This is a genomic window from Moorella sp. E308F (genome assembly GCF_006538365.1).
In the GTDB taxonomy this organism is placed as follows: domain Bacteria; phylum Bacillota; class DSM-521; order Neomoorellales; family Neomoorellaceae; genus Neomoorella.
Genome location: NZ_BJKN01000001.1, coordinates 1094831 through 1111572, shown reverse-complemented (window position 1 = coordinate 1111572; position 16742 = coordinate 1094831). Strand labels below are relative to the sequence as shown.

Here is a 16742-nt window from a genome sequence, read left to right as displayed (position 1 = left end):
AAGGTAAGCGTCAAATATAACCCACTTTTTGCCCTTACGTAAGATAAGAATAAAGAACCCCCACCGATTTCTGAGATGGGGGCTAAAACAAGCTTAATTATTCATCCGGCAAATGGGGGGCAGAGTTTCCGACCACGGCAGGAGTTGTTCCAGGGCTTCTTTATCCTGCGGGTCCAGGTTGGGCAACCTTTCGAAGAGGTAGGTAAGGTAGTGGAAAGGGTTCAACCCGTTTTCCTTGGCTGTTTCTATTATGCTGTAGACAATAGCGCTGGCTTTAGCACCCCGCGGAGTGTTGGCAAATAACCAGTTCTTACGCCCAATGACGAAGGGCTTTATAGAACGCTCGCTGCAGTTGTTATCAATTTCTAAACGCCCGTCTTGTAAAAAGGCGACAAGTTTATCCCATTGGCCCAGGCAATAGTAAACCGCCCGCCCAAAGGCACTTTTGGGCAGCACCTGCGGTTTCTGCTTCTTAAGCCAGGCTAAAAATTCGTCCAGCACGGGCCGGCTGCGCTCCTGCCGGATTTGATATCGTTCTTCCGGGGTTTTGTCTTTAAGCTCGCGCTCTATGGCAAAAAGCCGGTTGCAGAACTCCAGCCCCTCCCGGGCTGTCACTGCTGCATGGCGTTTTTCCTCCGGCAGGGCTTTTAAGGCTTCGTCAAACTTGCGCCGGGCATGGGCCCAGCAGCCCACCAGGGTGACCTCTGAAAGTCCATTGTAGCCTTCATAGCCGTCAACATGCAAATAACCCTTAAAACCTTTTAGAAACCGGCGGGGGTGTTTGCCGGCCCGGGTGGTCTGGTAGTCGTAGAGGACGATGGGGGGACCGTCCCGCCCCGTGCGGTAAAGCCAGAGAAATGATTTGGTGGTAGGCTCTCTTCCCGGTTCATGAAGTACCTGCAACGTGGTCTCATCGGCATGGAGAATGTCTCTTTTGAGCAGGTGTTCATGGAGACGGTCGTAAATAAGGGTTAAGTAGGTGTTAGCTCCATGGAGCACCCAGTTGGCCATGGTCTGCCGGGAAAGGTCTATACCCCAACTTTTAAACTGCTGCTCCTGGCGGTAAAGGGGTAATCCTGCCCCGTATTTCTGGGTCATGATGTAGCTAAGAAGGGAGGGAGATACCGGGCTTCCCGGAAGTACAGGAGCAGGCATGGGCGCTGTGATAACCGGGGTAGTTATTTCTTCTTTCTCACAGCGGCGGCAAGAATAGACGTAGCGCACGTGCTGAACCACTTTCACCTGGGCCGGGATAATTTTGAGCTCTTGCCGTACCTCGGTGCTCATTTCATGTAAAGGGCCACCGCAACACGGGCAGACCCGCTCCTCTTCCGGTAGGCGGTGTTCTACCACCTCAACCGATAAATCTTCCAGGTTCATCTCCCGGCGGCCGCGCGTCTTACGGCGCTGGTAGGTGATGGTCTCCAAATCCGGCTCAGCTTCCTCCGGCCGGGCTTCCACTTCCGCCTCATTAAAAAGCAAAAGCTGTTGCTCTTTTAGTGCTTCAGTCCGCTCGCTGGAAGAACCGAATTGACGCTTCTTGCTTAAACGGAACTGCTCCATAAACCAGTTTAATTTAGCGGTCAGTTCGGCATTTTGTTGTTCCAGCTGCCTACACTGCTCTTCCAGCTGAAGGCAGTGGCTTTGCAGCTCTTCTATGGTCATGGTAGCAAGAGACTTAGCAGTGTTCATGCCTTAATGATTCGACAAATCAAGCCGAATTCCTCTAGAATCAACCACAAACAAAAAATATTTCTTTCTAGCGATTTCTTTTACAAGATGGTGCGCGCTTTTACCTCAGGATGGGCTTTAGGCTGGTTTAAGGGAAGGCCGTCAAGCAACCAGCGCAACTCCCGGCGGCTTATGGTGATGGTGGAAGAAGTAGTGTCTTGCGGCCATATGAATTTCCCCTTCTCCAGCCGGCGGTAATAAAGCCAAAACCCGTTGTGCTCCCAGTGGAGGATCTTTAGTTTGTCCCTCTTACGGTTGCAGAAGACAAAAAGGCAAGAAGAAAAAGGGTCTAATTCGAAGCCTTCCTTGACCAGTACCGCCAGGCCGTCAATAGATTTGCGCAAGTCTGTTGCGCCGCAGGCGAGGTAAACCCGGTCGATACCCACTTCGTTTAGCATAACGCCATCAGCACCTGTACTACCTGGGTGAGTAAGGCCGGGTCAAAGCCGGGTCTTACCTCGATGCTGGCCGGTCCTATTTTGACCAGTAGGGCCTGCTTTTGGGAACCTTGCTCACTTATTTCTACCGGCAGCCACCGGTTGGAAAGCTCCGGAGGAGTTGGGGTTTGGTTCTTAAACTTTCGCAGCCAGTACCATAACTGCCTGGGGCTAATGCCCTCATGAGAGGCGCACCATTCTTTAACGCTTTGCCCGCTTTCCCTGTATTCGGCTATGCGAGCTTCCCACAGTTGCTGTAATTCGGCTCTGGTCATAAGGGGAAATCCTCCTCAGTCCGTTTTCTGAGGAAGATTATCCCTTAAACGCGAGCCCTGTGCCAAGGTGGGTTGTATTTGACGCTTACAACAAAAGTAGCAGGCGCACTATGCATCCTGCTACTACTTTACTATCCTTGGGCTATATCTTCCCCTGGTAATCTTAAAGGGAGGCTCCGGCTATATAACACGTCCGGATCCAAATCTGCGCCATTGGGCCAGGTAACTGTCCCTGCCTCATGGTCTACCTTTACCTGTTTAAAATAACTTGGATCTTTAAGAGGTTCAAATACTGGCCCTTTCAGGAATTGACGCAGGTCAACAACTTTGTATTCGCCGTTATCAAATTCCAGAATAAGGTGGTAGTCTTTAACTGGATAAGCGCTTTTAATTTCCCGTAACATTATCGTTCACCGTCCTCCTGGAGGTTTTACTTGCTGTAATACCTCGCCAGCTTCTGCCCTCAGCCAGTTTTGCATTAACGCCGCGGCTTCCTGTCTTACCCACATTTTTGCTACTCCCTGAACACGCCGGGGAAGGGTTCCCGCCAGTACTTTCCCATCTGGTATTGAAAGTGCCGCCCGAAATCCTTTACCTATGACATGAATATGTGGCGGAGAATGATCTTGGTAGAACATATAGACTTTACAGCCGAGAAATTCGCATATCGTTGGCAATATGAACTACCCTCTCTTGTAAAATATTATAACCTCGCTCAAGGACTCATGATAGATGTAATCGTGATGTTTTTATCTTTTCCACTCCGATCCCAGGTAAATTTTTGTAACTTCTGGCCGGTTGTGACCCAGTTTTTCCGATACTTCCGCCAGGGCTCGCCTTATTTTCTTCACCTCGCCCACCTTTACCCGGAACTGCTCCCGGGCGTAAGCGTGCCGCAGGCCGTGAAAAGTAATGTTGACCTCCTTTCCTGATTCCATTACCTTATCCCGGTGCCGGCGGATGAAATTCTGGATCCGCTTAATAACCAGATGGGTTTTTTCTCCGGGGGGTACAAGGAGTTTGTCGTTTTCACTTACCGCCATTTCACAGGCTTCTTTTAAGGCCGCGGCTGCTTCCGTCGTCAAGGGGATATCGCGTTCTTTCCCGCCTTTGCCCTTCACATGCAACATGCCGGTAGCCAGGGCCTGTTCAGCGTCTTTCCGGGACAGGCGGGCAATTTCGTGCACCCTCAGCCCGGCATACCTGGCCAGGCGCATGGCCAGGGCCACCTCCGGCCGATCCAGTCTTTCCGCCAGGGCTATCATCTTCTTATATTCGCCGTCGCTCCAAGCCCGGTCTGCCCGGCCGTCCGGGGTTGAAGCCAGGCCGAATTTTTCGTTCCCAGACAGCTGAAACCTAGCGCCCTCGATATAGCGGTGAAAGAATCTGACCGCCGCCAGGTCGCTTTTTATCGTTTTCTCGCTTGTTTCATTCCCGCGGCGGTAATCGATGTAGGCCTCCAGGTGCTTGTCGCTGATATTCCGCAGGTTTTGCAACCGGAACCTGGTGGCGCAAAATGAAAGGAATTTTTTCATGCTGTCCCGGTAACGAAAATGGGTCTTTATGCTTACCTTGCCCTGGGTATCTTTAACGGCCTGCCGGTAGACTTTCTCGAACTGGATTTCGAGATTGTGAAATAAGCCGCCGCCTCCGGGAGTGGGTGATTTTATACCGGTACCGGACTTCTTCGCAGTACGTTTTGTCATCCAATTTCTCCTCCAGTTCAAACAGGGTCTTGTTATCCGGCATTTCGTATTTGCGCCAGGGGATCTGGTTGTGCCACCACCTGATGATTGATACTTCGGCCAGGATCGTCTTTTCCTGCACCCCCGCCTGGCGGCGGTGGGCGATATAGGCCGCTACATGGCGCGGCTGGATGTTGCGGATGTCCTGGGGTTCGAATTGAGCCGCTAAAAAGCGCAAAAAGGCGCGGTAGCGTTCATACTTCCTCACTCTCGTCTGGATAGAACCGCCCCGCGCATACCTGGCCACCCGTTCTACAAATTGCCCGAGGAGCCTGTCATAAGCTTCATTGCCGGTCGGCTTCCACTGGATGCGTAACATCCTGGCCATTCCCCCGATCTAAAAAAAGTAATAGTTATGTAAGGCATCCCGCCCTGGCGGGATGCGTTTCGGCGTTTTTTTGCGGTAAAAACCTTTTCCCGATTCCCACATTGCCTTATTTTACGAGGCTTCGCGGTTTCGGCGCCTAGCCCGTCTCAGTGCCCCCCTCCGGGGTGCCTGAGACGGGCTGCGCCCGTTTCCGGCCCCCGTATCCCCGCCGACCTCCCGGCCGGCGGCGATCCGGGTGGCCCGCCTTAACGTTGCCCTCCTGCCGTCGGTCAACGTTAAGGCCGTTTCCCGTTTTACCGCCCTATTCGATTGTCCGCGTGTTCCTGCCGGCCGCTACGTCATCGGCTTGCCGCCTGTGACCGTGGCTGGCCTCGCACGCCGTACTTTCGAGTTGAGTATTCATACTGCCCATGCCGCCTTCGGCGGTGCAAGCCCTAGGCTTGCGGGGCAGATAGCAGCCCTTACCCCCATGGGGGGCGACCCGGCCCTGGGGCCGGGTCAGGGCTGGCGGCGATTTGACAGCGCCGCTGCTGCTTTAAGGCCTTCGGGCTTATTCAGCCCCCGCAGGCCGGCCATGCCTGCGAAAACCGTTCATGAAAACCGTTCAGTACACTTCGTCTCATTATTCCAGGAAAGGAGTAACGCTCTTCACTTTCCTCTTATCTGCATTGCCTTCAGAAAAGCTTGGTACCCATTTGTAACCATACATAGTTTCGGTCTCATCCTCATAAACCGTTATATGGCAGCCCTGAATATCGCCTATGCAAAGCATTAACTTGTAGCCGTTGCAACACTTCTCGGCATCTTCTTTGTTAAGCCACCAGTGTTTGCCACTCTTGCACCGGTACATACCCTTAACTCCTTTCGCCCTCTAAAGTTTTTTCACCGGCCTCTTTACCTGCATTGCCGCCAGGGCGGCCCGGTACATTTTTGTGTCCAGGACCGCTATGGCATCGCCGACGTTGAATAACGGCCGGTCAGTCGCCCCTCCGAACAGGTCCACTGCCAGGTTCACCATGATGCGGTGGCCTGAACTAAGGTCAACCTTTTTAAGGAGGTCGAACCACCTAAAACCGGCGTCGCTGAAGTACCGCTTGGCCTTAGGGTACAATTCCGGCAGGGCCAGGATGTAACCTGCGGCCCGGTACTCCCTGTTGCCTTTCATGCTCTTCATGGAGGCGCATAACTCTTTAAAATTTCCTTCATGCTCTTCATCCACAAAGTAAATGAGCTCCTCCACCATTACACTCCCCTTTCTTCTTTTACCGTTATTTCGCATCCCGAAACCAGGGCGTCGTCAATTCCCTTTTCCTGATTCCAGGAGGCTATAAATACTCTTATGCCTTTTCTTCTCAAATTTACCTTTAATTCTCTTTCCGCACGCCTTACGGCGTCTTTCAAGTTCTTATCTCGGTCATAGGCTATTACAACTTCCCTTGCTCCCAGTTCCTGGATTGCCTCTACCGCCGGGCGCCAGTTGCCGGCGCCGGCAACACCGATAAAAACGGAACCCAGATATCGGGAGGCGATGTCGGCTTTAAGCGGCCCTTCAGTCACCCAGACCCGGCGGTCTTTTAGTTCCTCCGGCCGTACCACATGGCAAGGGGCACCGGATGAGGAACCGCTGGTTTTATTGGGGGTGCTGAAAAACCGGTACTTGCCGGTCCCGTCCGGTTGATCCAGTCGTACCTGCAACGCCTGGATGCGGCCCTCGCTGTCGCGGACCGGGATAAAATATCCCGGCGGCGCTTTAAAGGTCCAGTAATGGCCGCCATAGCGGCCCCGGGCCTGATAGAAGCCCGGGACGCCGGCCAGGTCGTATCCTCGTTCCTTTAGCTCTTTGCATAGCCGCCAGCGCTCCGCTGGCGATGGTACGCTTTTATAACCGTTTCTTTTGATTTCTTCTTCGGATAAACCGCGCCGCAACAGATCTTTTTTATGCTCCGGCAGCAGGTGTAGGCAACTTAAAAAAGCCCGGTAGACGCGATTCCTTGTTGCAATTGGCGCCGCAGGGTTGGTTCCCGCTGGCGAATAGACTTCTTCTTTTACCACACCCGGGGCCAGCTTATGCAGCCAGCCGCCGTTGCTTACGGGGTAATCGCTCTTGACCCTCATACATACCGCCAGGCGGGAGTTAATCCCGCACCAGTCGGTTTTGCCGCAGATAGGGCAGGGTTCCCGGCGGGAAACCCGCCGGAAAGGCTCGCAGGTATCCTTTAACGCCTGCATCGCTGGCCCTCCTTCCTTTTTTAGACCTCGCAGTCAGCCGTGTTCCGCGCTTCGTTCCGGTCGCTGGTCTCCGCCACCAGGCGGATTAACTGTACCAGCCTTTCACCGCGGGCAATCTCTTCCCGGAAGGAAAGTTCCCGGAGACCGGACATGGCCACCCGGTAAACATCGCTTTCACCGGGGTTTTGCGCTTCGTATACCCTGTATACTGGTTTCATTATGCTTGGGGAGGGCCACAGGCCCGCCCCTTTTCCTCCTTTCGTCAGATAAGGTTCTCGCTCGTTGGCCTTTAGAGCTTCTTATGCTGGCATTATTGGCATCAATAGCCTTTCTTTTAATGACACCCAACCGTCATCCGCTATAATGATATGGTCTAAGACTTGTATCCCCAGGATATTGCCAGCTTCCACCAGCCGCCGGGTAACCTCGATATCTTCTTTGCTGGGGGTGGGGTCGCCGCTGGGGTGGTTGTGCCCCAGGACTATCGCTGCCGCGTTGGCCAGGATAGCCCCTTTGAACACTTCCCGGGGATGGGCCGGTGATGAATTCAGGGTGCCGATACTAACGATCTCAACGCTGTTGATCCTGTTCTTGCAATTCAGGTGGATAGCTGCCATGCACTCCCTGTCCCTTCCGCCCAAAAGCTTTCTGAACAAAGGGACCGCCTCTAATGGCCCTAAGAGCCTTTGCGTCTCATAGGGTATGGTGTTTTCTTTTACCATTGATACGCGCACAACCTTAACCGTTTCCGGAAGTTTGGGCGCTACTGTTTTTTTCCTTTCATAACCCTCTGTCGCGAAAAATGTCATCTGCTCCATATTCTCGGGCGGGCCGGCGGCCCGCCCTTCTCCTCCTTCCGTTGGATAAGGCCGAGCCGGATGGCCCATAGCATTATGCCGCTACCTCTTCTTTTCGGGCTTGTTTAGCCGTAAATACTTTTCTTAAGCATTCTTCCACGTCAGCTAGGACGCGGAAAATGGCTTTTAACGCTTCCTGCGGGTTTCCTTCAGCATAGTGGTTTATATACTCCCAACTGTACTGGTGGTACCCTCTTACGCCGTGGACCTCGCACATGGTGGCCGCGAACACTTCGGCCACTATTTCCTGTTCCGGCACCTGGCCGCCCTGCAGGGGGCGGAAGGTGTGGTGGATGGCGTGGCCCAGTTCGTGGAACCATGTTTTCACGTCGTGGGTGTGGAGGACAATCTTCTTGCCGTTGCTCCAGGAGTAAAAGCCGTAAGACCCGCCGTCTCCAGGCGCATAGATGATTTCCTGCACCCCGAAGGCCTTCGCCACTTCTTGCAGCGGTGGGGGTTCGGGAGGGTCGTATTTTACCTCCGGCAAGGGTTTGCCCTCGGTATCTTCGTAGCGGAATACCGGGATGAACCGGAATCCCACGATTACCCTGCGTTCTTCTTCGCGCTCTTCGCCAGTTTCCGGGTCGGTGACCTTAACGATCTTTTTGACCGTACAAGGGGCAAGGATGTGAAAGGCTTTAGCGCCTTTTTTAACCCTGCGCCCCGCTTCCTGCCACTGATGGAAACCCCGGGCGTCTTCAGTGCCGGCTAAGTACATCAGCAGCCGATTACCCAGGCTCCAGGTGTCGCTCGGTTTGCCCTGACCGCCTTGGGGCCGAATCAGGGTCCTGGCCACGGCAGGGGGTAGGTCGCCGTTCGCGAACATGGCCAGTAAACGGTTTAAGGCTTCCCTGGTTTTCTCGGTATCGTACTTCATCCTTCCGGGCGGGCCGCCGGCCCGCCCCTTTCCTCCTTCGCGAGTAGAATTAGGGCGGGCCTTTCGGCCCAGGTTTTCCTACGAAAAACGAAAGAGGACGCAAAGGTTGTTTAAACCTTGACGTCCTCTTTCATAGTTTGAGGCTTATGCCGTGTTAATCTTTTACCGCAGTCCCAAGGCCAGGGTGACGATTATACCGCCGAATCCTACCAGCATGGTTACCAGCAGGCTGAAAGCCCAGCGGTTGATGCCACCCATCTCCCTGTGCATATCATCTAGCTTGGCGCTTAACTTTTCGTCCAGGCGGTCGAGTCGGTTCAACAGGAAGAAAAACTCTTCCGACACCAGGCGGTGCGGATGATCTCCTGCCGTTGCCGTCTCTTTCTTCGTTTCTTCCACGGCAATCACCTGCCTTCACCTCCATCTTATTACGCCGATGGCGCTCTGGCAAGGTTAAATTGCCTCGTCTTCCCCTTCGGCCCCGGAACGTAAATCTCGGAACCTGGCGGTGTAGTAAGCCCGCCCGTTCCTTGATTTTACCCGGCTGAAGGTCACTCCAATTATGTCCCAGCTTAAGCCTTCTTCTTCGAGCCCTTCGGTGATCTCTTTAAAACCGTTGACGACTACATTGCCACCGGTGCGGTAGTAATGCCGGTTATCGCCCTGGACGGTGAAAATCACGTTTTCGGCGCCGTCATTGTAGTTAGACTGGACAATGGCGGCATTTTCCAACGTTACTTCCCGCCCGATCAGCTTCTCGAAATCACCTTTCTCTCGGCCGCGCAGGAACCCTAAGCCGCTTCCTTCCCGGTTGGCATTCTTAATGCGTTCTTTTAGGCTCATTTTTGCGGGTACGGGCCTTCCCGGCCCGTACCCAATCCTCCTTTCGTTGGATTGGTATTTTAGGGCCGGTAGCCCTTGAAGCCCTATAAGCTCAAAAGCAGGCCAACTTTCTTTTTGACCCCGGCAAGGGTTCCAGTATCAATATGCCCGATTACTATTGCCGATGCCTTGGAAACCACCGTGATATGGTCGCAGACCACCTTGGAAGGTTTCATCAGGCCCGCTTCCGGCCATTTATTTATTCTTACATCCCAGGAACTGAAAGCTCCGGTGCCGGAGATTTTGGCGACCACCAGGTCCCGCCTGTTCTGGTTGTGCTCATACGAGCTCAGTACCAGGGCGGGCCTGGTCTTGCCGCCGCCTTCATCCGCATATGGGATTTCAGCGATCACCACGTCTCCCGGCTTGAAGCCGTTCCTGTCGTTCTTTTGCTTTTTCCCATTTTTTGCGGTAATACTCGTCCAGTTCTTTGTCGTCCCAGTCGTCCCAGGTTTCAGTCGGGTCATAGAAGGCCACCGCCTTGCCCTGGAACTGCGGCCAGAACCGCCAGATGATCTGGTTCATTAACCAGATCTGGTCCTCCCGTGGTAATTGCTCGACAACACGCGCTACTTCTTCCCTGTTCATAATAATCTCCTTTCATCCCGGCACGCTCCTTCTTTATAAATTGAAGCGCCCGGGGGGTCTCCCACGGGCGCTTGAAAGCATGCGCCCGTAGGAGGGCCTTGTAAAAGCAAAAAACACCATGACCTTGCAAGTAAATACTGAACTTGCTTTCTTAGGCCAAAGTGTTTCCTTTCATGACTCACACGGCTTTTTAAGCTGTTGAAGCCGCCAATCTTTACTTTTCTTACATGTTTGCGCCGCTACATACGGCTCATCCTGCCCCGGTTTGGTAGCTTTACGCTAAACTTGTAACGCCGAAGGCTGGGGGCAAGCCTTTTTCCGGCGCTTAGCCCGTTCTTAAAGGAGGCAGCCAACCCTCCTGCTCTTTGCACCACTGGAGATGGGCAGCTCCGGCCTGTGGCGCTTAGGACGGTTAGTTACAAGGGTTACTACGGCTTGCCTTGGCAAGTGTCCTCCTTGCCGCCGCTGCGGCTTACGCCGCTCACCCAGGAGCCGGACCTGTAGCGCCGGCCATCTTCCGGTTCGCGCCGCCTGCTCCTCGCCGTGGCGGTCGCGCCATATTGCCCGCTGTATCGGTTGGGTCCCACCGGTGCCGTCTGCTCCTCGCTATGACGGCACATCTGGAACGCCTGCTCATCGCCGTGACGTTCCCGCTTCACGAGTACACCCAGCTCTTCGCTATGGGACTTTTCGTGAAGCACCTCTCACCAGCGTATCCGTCTCCTCTTCGGCATGACGGCCGCTCCGGGGCTTTCACCCGCACCAGCCAAGGCAAATGCTGATGGGTGAGGGTATGGTTAGTAGGTATGTTTATCTAGTTATTACACTAGCAAAGTTATCCAAAGGTGTCAAGAAAAATTTTCTATGCCAGTTTAATTTTTTCCTTTAGCATCCCCGGCCGGAGAAGCAATTCATCCAGGGTGAATTTTTTTCCGGGTATTTCTCCTTTCCGCCCTTCCATGGGTAGTATATACACATCCGCCGCCGGGTTTATTTCTTCGTCCAGGCGCGGGGCATCTATTAACCATTTTTCCGGGCCGTTAGCGCCGTTGAAGGCCATTTGTGCGTGGAGGCAAGAGTTTTTGGCTTTCACCAACTGCCAGTTGAACCCCGGCACTTCTTTTTTGGCCAGGGAAAAGAATAAGCCGTAAACCGCCAAGCGGCAGGCCTCCTGGGCGTCCAGGGGCGGCCGGCTTTCCGCCGGGAGCCAGAGGCGGAATGGGCCCACTACAGTGAATACGTCTACCCACCTGGCCATACCGGCGTACCATAGGGTTTTTAGGGCTGAATTAGCTGTTCGGCGGCTGCATTTTAATATATTTGCGGAAGCTTCCTGGGTAAGCGCTTTGGCCTCAACTAACGCGCTTAATAATTCATAAGCGCGGCCGCTAAAATCCCTGGCGCCGCTGCCCGGCCCCAATTGGCCAGGGTGCAGGGCAATGCCCCGGGCGTAGGGGCTGATCCATTCATTTGCTCTGGCCGCTGCTTCCTTCACGCCTTCTGGCATGCAACTTCCTCCTCCCGCGTATGCGTTCTGGGTCAAAGACTACCATGTGCAACTTTTTCCCGGCTTTATCGTAGTGTAATACCTGAAAAGGGAACCGTTCTCCTTCGGAAATTTTTCTACCTACCGGGTAGCCGGCGATGCCAACTATGCCCTGCCGGACCTCAACAAAAAGGTTTCTCCCGCGGATCATGATAATTTTTCCTGATACGATATCGCCCCTGCTGAAGTCCGCGTTTTCCCAGGGGTCTTTAATGCCCACCTCTATTCTTTTGTTTTCTTTATCTATCCCTTCGACTACCGCCGTAACCAGCTGTCCCGGCTTGTATATGGCTTCCAGGGGCAGTGATTTTGAGTGCGCCGCTTTAGTATAAGGCACGGGGATGATTACGCCGCCGCCGATATCGAGGCCCACGTTGCGGCGGGATATGAAGCGCACCAGGGCCGGCACCTCTTCTCCTTCCTGGAGGGTATTTAACAGACTGGCACGGGCTTCTTCGACCACTTCCCGCCTGGTGCAGGCCACGATGCCGTTTTTCTTGTCGATATGCCGGATTTTTACGTTTACCTCCTGGTCGATGAAAAAGTTCATCATCCGCTCGCTGGGAAGCCCGGTTTCGGAGGCCGGCACTATGCCACGTATACCGTCCCCCTCTTTAAACCTTAATTCCCAGTAAAACTCTTTCAGGGTTTTGGGGGTTACAACCGACGTGACAATCCCGCTCAATACTTTGCCACGGTCCTTGGCGTCGTAAAAGATATCCCAGCAATCTAATTCTGTTCCAGCGAATCCTTCGGGTGTTAACCTCATGCGTTCTCCCTCCTGTTTTGTTCTTTGTCAAAATCGAATCCTACTTTCCCGTCCTTACCCAATATAAGTGCTGCATCGAATTCCTTGCCGTTTTTGGATTTAAAGCCTTTAATCATCCCGGTCCTGCCTTTTTGCAACATCTCCTTCGCCTGGCCGGCGGTAATCTTTTTACCGGCGATTTCTTTCCAGATGACAAACTTGCAGCCTTCTTTCCAGCCGGAACAGCAGTATCCTTTCTGGGACTCGGTAACGTCTTTACCGCAAAGCGGACATTTCCCCAGGGTTTCGCCATTCCTTTCGGCAAATTCAAAGTTAACTTTGCCCCCTTCCCCCAGGGTCAGGGCGGCGTAGAACTTTTTGCCGGTTTTAGACTTAAAGCCTTTGATTACCCCGGTTTTCCCTCTCTGCAGTAGTTCCTTAGCCTGGTTGGCCGTTATTTTTTTGCCGGCGATTTCTTTCCAGATGGCAAATTTGCAGCCTTCTTTGTAGCCGCTGCAGCTGTAGCTTTTTGGGTATTCCATCACCTCCCGTCCGCATAGGGGGCACCGCCCCAGGACTTCCCGGTCAGGCTCGGCCCCCGGGGTGGCTTCCTGTTCCCTGGCCATTCGTACCACCTCCGTGGTGAAGTTTTTTATTCCTTCCAGCCATTCATTAAAGTCGCGCTGTCCTTCCTCGATCTCTTTTAACCCTTCCTCCCATCGGGCTGTTAATTCGACTGACTTCACCTCCTTCGGCACCAGGCCGATAAGGGTTTCGCCCTTGGCGGTAGGCAGCAGGTTTTTCTTTTCCCGCCGGAGATAGCCGACCTGGATAAGGCGCTCGATAATTGCCGCCCTGGTGGCGGGGGTGCCGATGCCGCCGGCGGCCTTCAGAGTATCAGCCATCTCTTTGTCCTCCACCAGGCGGCCGGCGTTCTCCATGGCCGCCAGGAGGGTTGCTTCGGTATAGCGCTGGGGCGGCCTGGTCTGCTTCGCCTTTACTTCTACCCCCTGTACGGCGACTTCTTCGCTTTCCGCCAGCTGGGGGAGGGCCTGGCTTTCTTCGTCTTTGCTTTCTGCTTCGCCTTCTTCCTGCCGGCCGTAGACGGCCTTCCAGCCCAGATCCAGTTCCACCCTGCCCTGGGATAAAAATTTCTCGCCGCCGGCGGCGGTAACTACTCTAGTCACGGCGTACCGGGCGTCCGGGTAAAAGATGGCCAGGAAGCGGCGCACTACCAGGTCGTATACTTTTTGTTCAGCCGGGCTTAATTTGCTTAGATCGGGACGTGAGGCCGTGGGGATGAGGGCGTGGTGGTCGCTGACTTTGCTGTCGTCCACGTAACGCTTGCCCAGCTGAGGCAAGTTTTTAGGGACCAGGCCGGCGTAGTCAGGTATGCCGGTCAGGGCTTCCAGTCGTCCTGCCAGGGTATCCCGGACCAGAGCCGTCGTTAAGTGGCGGCTGTCGGTGCGGGGGTAGGTTAGGAGCTTGTGTTTTTCATACAGGGCCTGGGCCGCGTCCAGGGTTTTCTGGGCGGTGAGGCCGTATTTTTTGTTAGCTTCTTTCTGGAGGTCGTTTAGATTGAACAGCTGCGGAGGCTGTTCCCGGGCCTCTTTCTGCTCTATCTTTTCGACTATCCCGCCGGTGCTTATCTGTTTAGTCAGGTTCTCGGCTTCTTGCTTGTCCTGCAGCCGGTCCTGCTTTTCCCGGAACCATTTGTGCCCCTGTAGGTTTCGCCGGTGCTTTTCCGGAAGGTAGCCCATACCTCGAAGTACGGCTCCGGTTTGAAAGCGCGGATCTCCCTTTCCCTGGCCACTACCAGGGCCAGGGTGGGGGTCTGGACCCGGCCGACCGAAAGCAACCTGTTGTGGCGGCAGGTGAAGGCCCGGGTGGCGTTGATGCCTACCAGCCAGTCGGCCTGCGCCCGGGCTTCGGCGGCGGCCGCCAGGTTGTCCAGTTCGCGGCTGTCGCGCAAGCGACGGAATGCTTCTTTGATGGCCGCCGGCGTGGCTTCGGAGAGCCAGAGGCGCTTGACGGGTTTCTGTCCTTTGCACCAGGCGTATATTCGGCGAAAGATGAGTTCCCCTTCCCGGCCGGCGTCGCAAGCGTTCACCACGGTGCTTACGTCCGGGGATTGTACCAGGCGCTTGATGGTTGTCAGCTGCTTCCTGCCGCTGCTGATGGGTTTAAGGGTGAATTCAGGTGGGATAAGGGGCAGCTGCTCCAGGGACCACTTCTTGAGTTCCGGGTCGTAGTCCTCCGGTTCAGCCAGTTCCAGCAGGTGGCCCAATGCCCATGAGATGTAGTACCGGCTGTTTTCCAGGTAACCGTCCTGGCTTTTAAAACCGCCCAGGACTCCGGCCAGGTCGCGGGCGACTGATGGTTTTTCAGTTATTATCAGGGTTTTGATGCTGCCCGCCTCCTTTTGCTAGTTATGAGGGTATTCTTCGTATGCGGCAAAATACTGGCACGCCGCCAGGTATGGGTTAACCTTTTTGCCGGATAACCCGCAGTGTTTGCGTCTGGGATTGCCGTAAAACCGGCAGGCGGCGCAAATTTGAGGGGTTGTTTTGAGTTGTTCGGAAATAGAATTTGCCGTCATCTTATCCCACTCCTTCCAAATCAGACTAATCTGTATAATTCCCGATATTTATCATAGTCCTTACTATGCGCTGATAGCCCTGGCGGCTTTTCTTTTCCTTTCCAGGTTGGCTTTCCGGCTGGTTTCGGCCCCGGCAGGTGCCGGTAGTCCTCCCGGCAGGCCTCCAGCAGCCAGCCCACCGTATTGGCTTTTTCTTTGCCGCTTTCAAGCATCTTGATTTTCTGCTCCACGTATCCCGGCGGGTAACCTACCAGTTCGTTAAGTGCGGCTTCAGACAATGGATAACCTGTGGTTTTTATAAATAACTCTTGGATCTTTTCAGCTGTTTCCGGTTCCGTCTGCCTTTCCGGCTGATCCGGCTCGCCACCGGCGCCAGTTTCTAGCACTGTTTTAGTTCCGGCCATACCCGTAAGGGTTCCCCCCAGGACCCTATCCCCAGGATGTTCTTTGGTGCTATCGGCGCATCCAACTTCTCTTTCCCTGCCTCCTGCGCCGCCAAGGTTTTGGCTGACGCCAGCCTTTACAACAACAACATCTTCTTCACTGGTTATTGTTAATTGGTTATTGTTAGTGGCTCTCTCTGAACCGGGGTAGGTTCTATGTGAACCTACCCCGGTTCTGTGTGAACCTACCACCTCTGGGGGGTAGTAGGTTCTGTCTGAACCTACCCCTGCAATTTCGTGACAGGGTAGGTTCTGTTGGAGCCTACTACCCCTGACTGGTATTTCTTTACCCTGCCCTGCTGTTGTATCGCTGGGGTCAAGGAGTGTATAAATATTGCTCCTGTATTCCCCGTCTTCGTCCTGACGCGTTTCTTTTCTCAGAAGGCCTTTTTCTTCGAGTTCAGCTATAGCCCTTTTGACGGTAGCCCGGCTGATGCTGCAATGAGACGCGATATTGGCAATCGACGGCCAGGACTTGCGACCCTCACCCGCGCACCTGGCCAGGTACAGCCGCACTACTATGGCGTGGCAGGAAAGGCCGAGGTCGAAGATAGCATTGCTGTCCCAGAACCAGTTTTTTCTTCTGCCGTCATGCAGTTCATCCCTGGGTTCTATGTAAGCTGTTTCCATTCTGTTCATGCGAAAGCTCCTCCCCCAGCCTTTTTCCCTACTACAGCACAAGGCAGGATTTCCCGCCAGCCCTTAAATCTCGTTATCCCTCTTCCCCTGACATGCCGGTTATATGGCCAGTCCTTCAGGAAAACCCGGCTCACAACTCCTTGTAAGCTTTGTGCCTCCAGGGGGTCGTCCTCAAAGAACCAGTCAATACCGTAATTAAGCGCAAAGAGCCCTTTGTAACCCCTGGGTAGAAATATTAACGCTCCTCCCGGGAAGCCGTTTACCGTCAACCATTCCCGTGTCGCATCGGCAGCCAGGACCGGCCTGCCGGTCACGTAAACAACCTCGTGCCCTGCCCTGGTAAACCATTGCAACACTAGCGCCGCATAAGGAATGGGCGCTGCCTCGTTTAACAATTGCAAGCCTTCCGGGCTACCAAAAAAACCCGCTGTTATGATTGGGGAAGGATAGAGGTTTAACGAAAACCCCGTGAACCTTTTTGCCAACTCCCGGTTTACATTGGCGACAGTATTACAGATGTCAACGGCGATACGCATCTCTTTCAACCCCCACCGGCTATAACGCAAGTATCTCCCCAACCGGGCCGGGGCCTCCCTAGCAGGTAGCCCTGGCCGTATTCAATCCCCAGGTCCCGTAGCACTTGGAGTTCGCCCGGCTTTTCGATACCCTCGGCGATTACCCCAGCCCCCAAGTAACGGCATACCTCCAGGGCCTGGGCCAGCAGCAGGCGGCTAGAAACATGGCAGTCGCAGCCCCGCACCAGGGAACGATCTATTTTTACAAAATCAGGCCGCAGGTACAGGGCCGCCCTAAGCTGG

25 protein-coding genes are annotated in these 16742 nt (G+C 54.2%); all 25 read right to left on the bottom strand.

Going from position 1 to position 16742, the window contains the following annotated elements:
* Window positions 1–93 precede the first annotated feature (93 nt).
* Window positions 94–1692 (bottom strand): IS66 family transposase, encoded by a 1599-nt coding sequence (gene tnpC / locus E308F_RS05575; RefSeq protein WP_373995947.1) that lies wholly within the window; start codon window positions 1690–1692, stop codon window positions 94–96.
* A gap of 80 nt (window positions 1693–1772) precedes the next feature.
* Window positions 1773–2129: an IS66 family insertion sequence element accessory protein TnpB gene (tnpB, locus tag E308F_RS05570; RefSeq protein ID WP_141263748.1), complete on the bottom strand. Its 357-nt coding sequence runs from the start codon at window positions 2127–2129 to the stop codon at window positions 1773–1775.
* Window positions 2123–2443: an IS66 family insertion sequence element accessory protein TnpA gene (tnpA, locus tag E308F_RS05565; protein ID WP_141263747.1), complete on the bottom strand. Its 321-nt coding sequence runs from the start codon at window positions 2441–2443 to the stop codon at window positions 2123–2125. Before tnpA ends, tnpB begins: the two co-directional genes overlap by 7 nt.
* 131 nt (window positions 2444–2574) lie before the next feature.
* Complete coding sequence (locus E308F_RS05560) at window positions 2575–2847, bottom strand: DUF2442 domain-containing protein (protein WP_141263906.1); 273 nt, start codon at window positions 2845–2847, stop codon at window positions 2575–2577.
* Window positions 2848–2853: 6 nt separating this feature from the next.
* On the bottom strand, window positions 2854–3120 hold the full coding sequence (locus E308F_RS05555; protein ID WP_141263905.1) for a DUF4160 domain-containing protein: 267 nt from the start codon (window positions 3118–3120) through the stop codon (window positions 2854–2856).
* 72 nt (window positions 3121–3192) lie between these two features.
* The gene (locus E308F_RS05550) at window positions 3193–4149 is read right to left on the bottom strand and encodes a tyrosine-type recombinase/integrase (RefSeq protein WP_141263904.1); all 957 of its coding nucleotides are present in this window, start codon (window positions 4147–4149) and stop codon (window positions 3193–3195) included.
* On the bottom strand, window positions 4031–4507 hold the full coding sequence (locus tag E308F_RS05545) for a phage integrase N-terminal domain-containing protein (protein ID WP_172613842.1): 477 nt from the start codon (window positions 4505–4507) through the stop codon (window positions 4031–4033). Before E308F_RS05545 ends, E308F_RS05550 begins: the two co-directional genes overlap by 119 nt.
* A 631-nt stretch (window positions 4508–5138) precedes the next feature.
* Entirely contained in the window at window positions 5139–5366 is a 228-nt protein-coding gene (locus E308F_RS15750) for a hypothetical protein (RefSeq protein ID WP_062286032.1), read from the bottom strand.
* Between the two features lie 21 nt (window positions 5367–5387).
* Window positions 5388–5759: a hypothetical protein gene (locus E308F_RS05535; RefSeq protein ID WP_141263902.1), complete on the bottom strand. Its 372-nt coding sequence runs from the start codon at window positions 5757–5759 to the stop codon at window positions 5388–5390.
* Window positions 5759–6745 carry a toprim domain-containing protein gene (locus tag E308F_RS05530; protein WP_141263901.1) on the bottom strand — a complete coding sequence of 329 codons (987 nt, stop codon included), beginning with the start codon at window positions 6743–6745 and terminating at the stop codon, window positions 5759–5761. Before E308F_RS05530 ends, E308F_RS05535 begins: the two co-directional genes overlap by 1 nt.
* A 20-nt stretch (window positions 6746–6765) precedes the next feature.
* Window positions 6766–6963, bottom strand: a complete 198-nt coding sequence (locus E308F_RS05525) for a hypothetical protein (RefSeq protein WP_141263900.1) — start codon at window positions 6961–6963, stop codon at window positions 6766–6768.
* Window positions 6964–7044: 81 nt separating this feature from the next.
* Window positions 7045–7467, bottom strand: coding sequence for a JAB domain-containing protein (locus E308F_RS16470; protein WP_256370595.1), 423 nt, complete (start codon window positions 7465–7467; stop codon window positions 7045–7047).
* A 169-nt stretch (window positions 7468–7636) separates the two neighbouring features.
* The gene (locus E308F_RS05515; RefSeq protein ID WP_172613841.1) at window positions 7637–8479 is read right to left on the bottom strand and encodes an ArdC-like ssDNA-binding domain-containing protein; all 843 of its coding nucleotides are present in this window, start codon (window positions 8477–8479) and stop codon (window positions 7637–7639) included.
* 162 nt (window positions 8480–8641) lie between these two features.
* Window positions 8642–8887: a hypothetical protein gene (locus E308F_RS05510; RefSeq protein ID WP_253260401.1), complete on the bottom strand. Its 246-nt coding sequence runs from the start codon at window positions 8885–8887 to the stop codon at window positions 8642–8644.
* Window positions 8888–8932: 45 nt separating this feature from the next.
* On the bottom strand, window positions 8933–9322 hold the full coding sequence (locus E308F_RS05505) for a hypothetical protein (protein WP_141263898.1): 390 nt from the start codon (window positions 9320–9322) through the stop codon (window positions 8933–8935).
* A gap of 83 nt (window positions 9323–9405) precedes the next feature.
* Window positions 9406–9714 carry a type II toxin-antitoxin system PemK/MazF family toxin gene (locus E308F_RS05500; protein ID WP_253260400.1) on the bottom strand — a complete coding sequence of 103 codons (309 nt, stop codon included), beginning with the start codon at window positions 9712–9714 and terminating at the stop codon, window positions 9406–9408.
* Window positions 9704–9949: a hypothetical protein gene (locus tag E308F_RS05495; RefSeq protein WP_141263896.1), complete on the bottom strand. Its 246-nt coding sequence runs from the start codon at window positions 9947–9949 to the stop codon at window positions 9704–9706. Before E308F_RS05495 ends, E308F_RS05500 begins: the two co-directional genes overlap by 11 nt.
* A gap of 428 nt (window positions 9950–10377) precedes the next feature.
* Entirely contained in the window at window positions 10378–10569 is a 192-nt protein-coding gene (locus E308F_RS16110; protein WP_216364455.1) for a hypothetical protein, read from the bottom strand.
* Window positions 10570–10811: 242 nt separating this feature from the next.
* Window positions 10812–11456 carry a hypothetical protein gene (locus tag E308F_RS15745; RefSeq protein ID WP_172613840.1) on the bottom strand — a complete coding sequence of 215 codons (645 nt, stop codon included), beginning with the start codon at window positions 11454–11456 and terminating at the stop codon, window positions 10812–10814.
* Window positions 11416–12264 carry a hypothetical protein gene (locus E308F_RS05485; RefSeq protein WP_062286011.1) on the bottom strand — a complete coding sequence of 283 codons (849 nt, stop codon included), beginning with the start codon at window positions 12262–12264 and terminating at the stop codon, window positions 11416–11418. Before E308F_RS05485 ends, E308F_RS15745 begins: the two co-directional genes overlap by 41 nt.
* Window positions 12261–14003, bottom strand: coding sequence for a type IA DNA topoisomerase (locus E308F_RS05480; protein WP_216364454.1), 1743 nt, complete (start codon window positions 14001–14003; stop codon window positions 12261–12263). Before E308F_RS05480 ends, E308F_RS05485 begins: the two co-directional genes overlap by 4 nt.
* The gene (locus E308F_RS16105) at window positions 13901–14593 is read right to left on the bottom strand and encodes a DNA topoisomerase (RefSeq protein ID WP_253260418.1); all 693 of its coding nucleotides are present in this window, start codon (window positions 14591–14593) and stop codon (window positions 13901–13903) included. Before E308F_RS16105 ends, E308F_RS05480 begins: the two co-directional genes overlap by 103 nt.
* Before the next feature lie 269 nt (window positions 14594–14862).
* Entirely contained in the window at window positions 14863–15924 is a 1062-nt protein-coding gene (locus tag E308F_RS05475; protein WP_253260399.1) for a helix-turn-helix domain-containing protein, read from the bottom strand.
* Window positions 15921–16460: an LNS2 domain-containing protein gene (locus E308F_RS05470; RefSeq protein WP_141263895.1), complete on the bottom strand. Its 540-nt coding sequence runs from the start codon at window positions 16458–16460 to the stop codon at window positions 15921–15923. Before E308F_RS05470 ends, E308F_RS05475 begins: the two co-directional genes overlap by 4 nt.
* A 5-nt stretch (window positions 16461–16465) precedes the next feature.
* Window positions 16466–16742: EAL domain-containing protein (locus E308F_RS05465; protein ID WP_141264114.1), on the bottom strand; the 277-nt coding region annotated here is incomplete at its 5' end.

Coding starts and splice junctions, on each gene's coding strand:
- tnpC (WP_373995947.1), bottom strand. CDS start 1,692: ATGAACACTGCTAAGTCTCTTGCTACCATGACCATAGAAGAGCTGCAA.
- tnpB (WP_141263748.1), bottom strand. CDS start 2,129: ATGCTAAACGAAGTGGGTATCGACCGGGTTTACCTCGCCTGCGGCGCA.
- tnpA (WP_141263747.1), bottom strand. CDS start 2,443: ATGACCAGAGCCGAATTACAGCAACTGTGGGAAGCTCGCATAGCCGAA.
- E308F_RS05560 (WP_141263906.1), bottom strand. CDS start 2,847: ATGTTACGGGAAATTAAAAGCGCTTATCCAGTTAAAGACTACCACCTT.
- E308F_RS05550 (WP_141263904.1), bottom strand. CDS start 4,149: ATGACAAAACGTACTGCGAAGAAGTCCGGTACCGGTATAAAATCACCC.
- E308F_RS05545 (WP_172613842.1), bottom strand. CDS start 4,507: ATGTTACGCATCCAGTGGAAGCCGACCGGCAATGAAGCTTATGACAGG.
- E308F_RS15750 (WP_062286032.1), bottom strand. CDS start 5,366: ATGTACCGGTGCAAGAGTGGCAAACACTGGTGGCTTAACAAAGAAGAT.
- E308F_RS05535 (WP_141263902.1), bottom strand. CDS start 5,759: ATGGTGGAGGAGCTCATTTACTTTGTGGATGAAGAGCATGAAGGAAAT.
- E308F_RS05530 (WP_141263901.1), bottom strand. CDS start 6,745: ATGCAGGCGTTAAAGGATACCTGCGAGCCTTTCCGGCGGGTTTCCCGC.
- E308F_RS05525 (WP_141263900.1), bottom strand. CDS start 6,963: ATGAAACCAGTATACAGGGTATACGAAGCGCAAAACCCCGGTGAAAGC.
- E308F_RS16470 (WP_256370595.1), bottom strand. CDS start 7,467: ATGGTAAAAGAAAACACCATACCCTATGAGACGCAAAGGCTCTTAGGG.
- E308F_RS05515 (WP_172613841.1), bottom strand. CDS start 8,479: ATGAAGTACGATACCGAGAAAACCAGGGAAGCCTTAAACCGTTTACTG.
- E308F_RS05505 (WP_141263898.1), bottom strand. CDS start 9,322: ATGAGCCTAAAAGAACGCATTAAGAATGCCAACCGGGAAGGAAGCGGC.
- E308F_RS05495 (WP_141263896.1), bottom strand. CDS start 9,949: ATGAACAGGGAAGAAGTAGCGCGTGTTGTCGAGCAATTACCACGGGAG.
- E308F_RS16110 (WP_216364455.1), bottom strand. CDS start 10,569: ATGTGCCGTCATAGCGAGGAGCAGACGGCACCGGTGGGACCCAACCGA.
- E308F_RS15745 (WP_172613840.1), bottom strand. CDS start 11,456: ATGCCAGAAGGCGTGAAGGAAGCAGCGGCCAGAGCAAATGAATGGATC.
- E308F_RS05485 (WP_062286011.1), bottom strand. CDS start 12,264: ATGAGGTTAACACCCGAAGGATTCGCTGGAACAGAATTAGATTGCTGG.
- E308F_RS05480 (WP_216364454.1), bottom strand. CDS start 14,003: ATGGGCTACCTTCCGGAAAAGCACCGGCGAAACCTACAGGGGCACAAA.
- E308F_RS05475 (WP_253260399.1), bottom strand. CDS start 15,924: ATGAACAGAATGGAAACAGCTTACATAGAACCCAGGGATGAACTGCAT.
- E308F_RS05470 (WP_141263895.1), bottom strand. CDS start 16,460: ATGCGTATCGCCGTTGACATCTGTAATACTGTCGCCAATGTAAACCGG.